Raw genomic sequence first — 6,357 nt, 5'->3', positions numbered from 1 at the left:
CGCCGGCGAACGGCTTGCGAACGTCGAGTGCGAGCTGCACCGTTGCATTGAGAAAGGGGATGTCGCGCTCGGGCAGCTTCGACCGGTCGAGCGCCTTCAACTCGGCGAGACCGCCGTCATATTCGTCGGCGAGCGCCCGCGACAGGCCGCGGAACAAATGCGCCCGCTCGCGCTCCGCCGAGGCATCGGCGCTGAGAGTTAGGGCACGCTCGCCGGCAAGCCGGGTCACGGCCAGCCCTCCGCGCACCATCGCGGTCCGCGCGATCACGAGATAGAGCTTGAGGCGGCTCGCGCGGTCGATCTGCTCCAGCAGGGTGGTGATCCGCGCAAACCGACGCTCGTCGAGCGCGAGGCTCGACTGCGTCAGGCCGGTCGCAAAGCGCTGCCAGAAGTCCCCGGCATAGACCGAGTTGTGGTAGTGCCTGATATAGGCCAGCGTCAGGAACTCGAACTTGTCGAAATCCTCGGCTTGCCCGACCAACAGGATCTCGCGCCGCAGCGCGGCCTCCTCCACCAATGTGCCCGGCAAGAGCAAGCGCGCGTCATCCAGACGCTCGATTGCGAGCGATGCCTCAGCGCGTGCGAACAGCGCGCCCTGGACCAGCGCGAGCTGTCCGGCCAGGCCCGACGGAACCGTCCGCGGCTTGACGTCCTTGAGCAGTTCGCGCGCTTCGTCCTGACGACCCTCGACATAGGCAAGCGCGCCATCGAACAGCCGTCCATCGACGTTCAGCTTGTCGCGCGGCAGCTTGCGGATGATTTGCGGCGCGCCACCGCTGAGCAGGTAGATGATGGCGGCCTGGCCGTTCTGCGAATTACTCCACACGCCCGGATCGGCGGCGAGAAATTTTTCGCCGATCTGCCGGATCAATGCGCCGTGGCTGCCGTGCGCCGCGCTATCGCCGTTGGCGATGCCGTCCTGCACGGCCTGCAACGCCCGAACGAGCTCGTATGGCTCGCCCGATGCCGATACCAGCGGGGGCGGCATCGGTGCCGGCTCGGCGAATGCGCCTGCCGCCGTGAACGGCAGCAGCATCAGGAGCGCGGCGCGGAGAAGAGGCCTGATCAAGGACGCTTCTCCCGGACCATGATCTCGATCCGGCGATTCTGCGCGGCCGCCGGATCGTTTTGAAGTTTCGGCCGCCGATCGGCATAACCCTCGACATGCTCGATGCGCTGCGCATCGACACCGGAGCGGACCAGCATGTAATAGGCCATCTGCGCACGGGCCGTCGACAGCCGCCAGTTGTCATAGGCCTCCGAACGGTACGGCCGATTGTCGGTGTGGCCGCGGACGATGATCACGCCGGGACGCTTCGTCAGCAGCGGGCCGATCTTGTCGATCACCCGGATGAGTTCGGGCCGCGGCTCAGCCGAGCCGACCGCGAACATGCCGAAGTTGGCATCGTCGGTCAGGCTGATCAGCAGGCCTTCCTCAACCTGACGCACCTCGGCCACCGGTCCGGCGCCAGCCTTGACGTCCGACAGCGCGTCCGCGATCGCCGACTGAAGCTGCTTGACCGCTAATTGCTGGGCCTGAGCCGCGTCGCGCGGCTCGGATTCCTTCGTCGTGTCGTTGGGACGCGGCTGAGCGGCGGCATTGGCTTGATTACCAGCCTGGGCGCCGGGCTGCGCGCTCCCTTCGCGTGAGGCCTGCGATGGCGCGGGCCCCGGCGGCAGCAGAGCCGACAGGCTTGTGGACGACGCATCGGCGTTCGGAGCCACGCTTCCGCCGGCATCGTCCTGCCTGGCTCGGCGTGCCTGCGGCTCGCCCTCGCCTGTGCCGGACGCAGTGTCGCGCGCGGACGCATTCGGCTTGAGCTCGGGCTTGGGCTCGATGATGCGATCGGCATCCTTGGGTGCCTGCGGCGCAAGCTTCCAATAGCCGGGATCGAACGGATCGCGGTAGGCGTCGCCTCCCTTGAGGCCATCCTCTTCGGCGGACGTCAAAGCGCCGGCGCGCCGCTGGCCCGAGGCCTGGTTCGCGCTGCTGGCGATCTCGGCGAGTGTCGTATAGGGATCGCGGAACAGGACCTTCTCCTCGTAGAAGGGCGGCTTCTCGGCCGTCGGAGAGTCACCGCGACGTTCCTCGCTCGGTCCTCCCGGCTGGCGCCTGCCGTCCTGGCCGTCGAACGACGACGGCTCCTTCTTGGAGAGATCCTTGAGCCCCTTCGGGGCAGGTGCGTTCTCCGCGAGCTTGATCGGATTGAAATAGCTCGCGACCACCTGCTTCTGATCCTGGTTGAGCGCATTGATCAGCCACATCACCAGGAAGAACGCCATCATCGCGGTCATGAAGTCCGCATAGGCGATCTTCCAGACGCCGCCGTGCGGCTTCTCGTCGTCGAAGGCGCTCCTCCGGCGGATGATGACGAGTTCTGACTTGACCTCATTCATGACGGACTACCGGCGCGCCTCTTTCAGGCGCTCGCTCCAGGCCGTGATCTGGGTCTCGATCACGGTCTGGTCGGCCACGACGCGAACCTCGAATGTATCGGCGGCCTCATACTCGATGCCGGTTCGCCGCGCCGTCCCGAGCTGCGTCTTCACCAGGTCGAGCAGTTCGCTCGGGCCGGTGACCTTGAACACCGGCACCGGCGAATTGCCGGTTAGCGCCGCAATCTGCTCGACCAGCGACCCGATCGCCTTGTCGCGGACCGCGTCGGCGAGGAATGGCAGCAATATCCGCGCAACGGAGCTCGCAATGTTGGTCTCGATTTCGCGGCAAGCCGTGTCGAAGCCGCTGACGACCGCCACCGCCTGCTGGTCGGACCACTTGGCCCGCTCTTCGCCGAGCCGGATCGCGCTGCGAACTCTTTCCTCGGCGATCCTGGACTCGCCCTCCGCGACGCCGGCCGCATGGCCGCGCCGAAAGGCATCGTCCAGGAGATTGACCGCCGGGGCTTCCGCCTTCGGCGCCGGGGGCGGCGACTGAAGCTGCGGCTGCGATTGCGGTTGCGAATGGGTCTGAGGCTGCGGCTGAGGCTCGCGCCGGGCTTCCTTCGGCCTCGTCAGCACATCCTGGATTTTGGGCGGCGGTGGAGGCGGAGGCGATTTGACCCGCCCGTTCGTGTCGAACTGCGTCAGGAGCTTTCCGATTGCCGCGTTCATGCCGCCTCCTCGCGTCGCATCCAGTCTTTAAGGATCGCTGCCGCCTGCATCTGATCGAGACGAACGATCTGCTCCAGCCGCTTCTGCGGCGTTCGCTGCATTTTGCCTTCGAGGTCTTCGACCAGGTTGAGCTCGGCCTCCTCGCTATCCGCCAATGCAAGGGCGCCCGCGGCCGACTCGAGTTGGGCGGCTTCCGCCGCCTCGGTCTGCTCCTGCGCCGCGCGGTGGGTCAGAATGCCATTGACCGCAGGACGAAGTCCGAACCACACCAGCATCGAAGCTACGGCCAGGATCGTGACTGCGTTGATGACGCTGCCGAGCTGCTTGTTGATCATCTCGACGAAGCTGATCGGCGGCACCGGCGCCAGTTCGCGCGAGCCTTCGATGAAATCGACGGCCGTCACCTGGATCTGGTCGCCGCGCGCCTTGTCCAGCCCGCCGGCCGTGGCCGCGAGTTGGCTGATCTCGGCGAGCTTGCTGTCGACGATGGCCTGGTTGCTCTTGTCGCCGAGGTCGGCAATGAGCCGCCCGCGGTTGACCAGCACGGCAATGAACAGCTTCTTCACCGAATAGCCGTCGCTCACCGTCGTCGTGGTCTTGGACGAGACCTCGAAATTGGTGACGTCCTCGCGGCGGGTCTTGTCTTCGCTGGAATTCTTGGTGCCGCCGGCGTTCACCTGCTGGTCGGGAAGGTTCTGCTGCACCGTGGTCGGCTGCGAACGGTCCGCGTTCTGTGACTTCTCGTTCTCGCGAACGTTCCGCACCGAGCGCTCGGCGCGGCTCTCCGGATCGTAGACGGTTTCGTTGGTCTGCCGCTTGTCGGTGGAGAGCTGCGATGCAACGCTCACTTCGAAATTGTCGAGGCCCAGATATGGCGTCAGCGCCTTGCGGATGTTCTCCTGCACCATCCCGCCGACCGTCTTCTGCAGGCTCGCCATCTTGGTCGGAGCAGCAGTGGCCTCGTCCTCTTCGGCAAGCAGCATCGAACCGTCGGCGTCCAGCACCGTGACCTTGTCGCGGCTCATGCCCGGAATGGCCGCCGCGACGAGATGACGGATCGACTGCGCCGTGCGCGCCTCGATCGCGCCGTCGGTGCGCAGCACGACCGATGCCGAAGGTGGCTGCTGCGTCGCGCGGAACGACCCGCGCACCGGCATCACGATATGCACCCGCGCCGCCTTCACGCCCTTCATCAACTGCACCGTGCGGGCGATTTCGCCTTCCAGCGCCCGGAGCTTGGTGACCTCCTGCATGAACGAGGTCAAACCGAGCGAGCCGATCTTGTCGAACAGCTCGTAGCCGGAATTGGCGCTGGTCGGCAGCCCCTTCTCGGCGAGCAGCATCCGCGCCTGCATGGTCTGGCTCGGACGCACCGAGATCGCGTCGCCGGCGGTGTTGACGTCGAAGGTGATGTTCTGCTCGCGCAGCGCGGCACCCATACGCGTCACGTCTTCGCGGGAAAGACCGGTATAGAGCGTTTCGAATTCAGGCCGGCTCAGATAATAGGCGCCGCCCACGACGGTGACGAGAACGGCGAAACCGATCAATCCCAAGGCCATCAGGCGTCGCGGCCCAAGCTCCAGCAGATTATTGAGCAGTTGCTGTATCTGCGCACGACTGAACAGCATGTGACCTCATACCAATGCGAACGTAGAGGACACTCTGCTGCCAACCTTGTCTGAAGGTTGCGCGAGACCACGAATGTGTCGGTTCGCCGGCGAGGCGTTGCAATTTTACAAGAGACTGAGTGACGCAATTTGCGCGCGTCGGCGACAAGCGGACGGCCGGTCGCATCGCGGTGCGATCGCCGACGGCGTGTTGCCTGGAATGTGGCGTCAGGAATCGATGTGGGCACGTCGTGTGCCGTCGGATCCGCCGCTCACGGCGGAGACCGTGCTCCCTGAGGAGCACGGTCGTTTTCGAAGCCGCGGCTTAGCGGAATAGCGACAGGATGCTCTGGCTGTTCTGGTTGGCGATCGAGAGCGCCTGAACGCCGAGCTGCTGCTGGGTCTGGAGCGCCTGAAGGCGGGTCGATTCCGCATTCATGTCGGCGTCGACAAGCTGGCCGATACCGCGGTCCACGGAGTCCATCAGGGTCTTGACGAATTCCGTGTTGGTCGCGAGTCGGTTCTTGACGGCACCGAGATTGGCGGCGGCCGACGCCACCGAGTTGATCCCGGCGGTGACCTGCGCGATGTAGCCATCGAGCGTGGTCTGGTCAGCCGCCGAGTCGGTCAGCACGGAGATGCTCATCGTGTTGATCGACGGAGAGGTCGAACCAGCCGTGTCCAGAATGCCGGTCTGGGTCGAGGTGTAGAGCGAGTAGTTCGCTGTCGTCACGGTGATGGAGCCGATGGTGGGCGTACCGCCGACACGCGAGTACGACGACACCAGGTTGAAGGTCGTCGGCGTGGTGGCGGTCGTGCTCAGCCAGTTGATGCCGTTGAAGGTCGCCGAGTTCGCCTTGAGCTTCATATCCTGCTGGATCTGGGTGATGTCAGCCTGGATCTTGGTGCGGTCGATACCTGCGGTCTTGGCTTCGACCAGCAGGGCCTGGAGCTTGGTCAGGCCGGAGTCCTTGTCGCCGATAACCGAGGTCAGAGCGGTATATTCGGTGTCGACGGTCGCGGCCGACAGGCCGAGCGAGTCGGAGACCGCGGAAAGCGCGGCGTTGTCGGAGCGCATCGACGTCGCGATCGACCAATAGGCAGCGTTGTCCGAGGCGGTCGAGACGCGCATACCGGTCGAGATCCGGTTCTGCGTGGTCGCGAGCTGCGAGCTGACGTTGCGAAGGGTCTGCAGCGCGGTCATTGCAGACGAGTTGGTAAGGAGGCTAGAACCCATTTTGATGTCCCTTTGGAGATTAAATTAAATTTGGGGACATACCGGACTTACACCGGTACGGCAGGGCGGCGTCATGCCTTTGGGCTGCGCAAAAGCGTCAAGGCCCAACCTGTCGTAACGGCGACGATAGCCCGCGAAGCTTGTGCGGGGCTTGTGGCTCTGTGTCTTTGCCGCAACAAGGCGGCCGAAATTGCGGCGCGCGATGTCACGCCAAAATGAAAGGGCCGCGCCTCGCGAGAAGCGCGGCCCTCCCCAAAATCGTTTGAGGCTTAGCGGAACAGCGACAGGATGCTCTGGCTGCTGTTGTTGGCGATCGAGAGCGCCTGCACGCCGAGCTGCTGCTGGACCTGGAGGGCCGACAGGCGGGTGGACTCCTGGTTCATGTCGGCGTCGACGAGCTGA

6 protein-coding genes are annotated in these 6,357 nt (G+C 64.9%); all 6 read right to left on the bottom strand.

What is annotated here, in order from left to right; translation table 11 throughout:
- Window positions 1–1,069: chemotaxis protein (locus IVB47_RS04280; RefSeq protein ID WP_247460051.1), on the bottom strand; the 1,069-nt coding region annotated here is incomplete at its 3' end.
- Complete coding sequence (locus IVB47_RS04275; RefSeq protein ID WP_247460049.1) at window positions 1,066–2,397, bottom strand: MotB family protein; 1,332 nt, start codon at window positions 2,395–2,397, stop codon at window positions 1,066–1,068. The genes IVB47_RS04275 and IVB47_RS04280, both read right to left, overlap by 4 nt.
- A gap of 6 nt (window positions 2,398–2,403) precedes the next feature.
- Window positions 2,404–3,111 carry a hypothetical protein gene (locus IVB47_RS04270; RefSeq protein ID WP_247431248.1) on the bottom strand — a complete coding sequence of 236 codons (708 nt, stop codon included), beginning with the start codon at window positions 3,109–3,111 and terminating at the stop codon, window positions 2,404–2,406.
- Window positions 3,108–4,739 carry a flagellar basal-body MS-ring/collar protein FliF gene (gene fliF / locus IVB47_RS04265; protein ID WP_247358366.1) on the bottom strand — a complete coding sequence of 544 codons (1,632 nt, stop codon included), beginning with the start codon at window positions 4,737–4,739 and terminating at the stop codon, window positions 3,108–3,110. The genes IVB47_RS04270 and fliF overlap by 4 nt, the downstream gene beginning before the upstream one ends.
- A 304-nt stretch (window positions 4,740–5,043) precedes the next feature.
- Window positions 5,044–5,955 carry a flagellin gene (locus IVB47_RS04260; protein ID WP_027570485.1) on the bottom strand — a complete coding sequence of 304 codons (912 nt, stop codon included), beginning with the start codon at window positions 5,953–5,955 and terminating at the stop codon, window positions 5,044–5,046.
- A gap of 269 nt (window positions 5,956–6,224) precedes the next feature.
- A partial coding sequence (locus IVB47_RS04255) for a flagellin (protein WP_253075190.1) occupies window positions 6,225–6,357 on the bottom strand: 133 nt, incomplete at its 5' end.

Origin of the sequence: Bradyrhizobium sp. 62 (assembly GCF_023073035.1) — a bacterium.
In the GTDB taxonomy this organism is placed as follows: Bacteria; Pseudomonadota; Alphaproteobacteria; order Rhizobiales; family Xanthobacteraceae; genus Bradyrhizobium.
This window is presented reverse-complemented; position numbering and strand designations above follow the sequence as displayed.

Bases quoted from the DNA above. Each gene is read 5' to 3' on its own strand.
- fliF (WP_247358366.1), bottom strand. From the start codon at position 4,739: ATGCTGTTCAGTCGTGCGCAGATACAGCAACTGCTCAATAATCTGCTG.
- IVB47_RS04260 (WP_027570485.1), bottom strand. From the start codon at position 5,955: ATGGGTTCTAGCCTCCTTACCAACTCGTCTGCAATGACCGCGCTGCAG.
- IVB47_RS04270 (WP_247431248.1), bottom strand. From the start codon at position 3,111: ATGAACGCGGCAATCGGAAAGCTCCTGACGCAGTTCGACACGAACGGG.
- IVB47_RS04275 (WP_247460049.1), bottom strand. From the start codon at position 2,397: ATGAATGAGGTCAAGTCAGAACTCGTCATCATCCGCCGGAGGAGCGCC.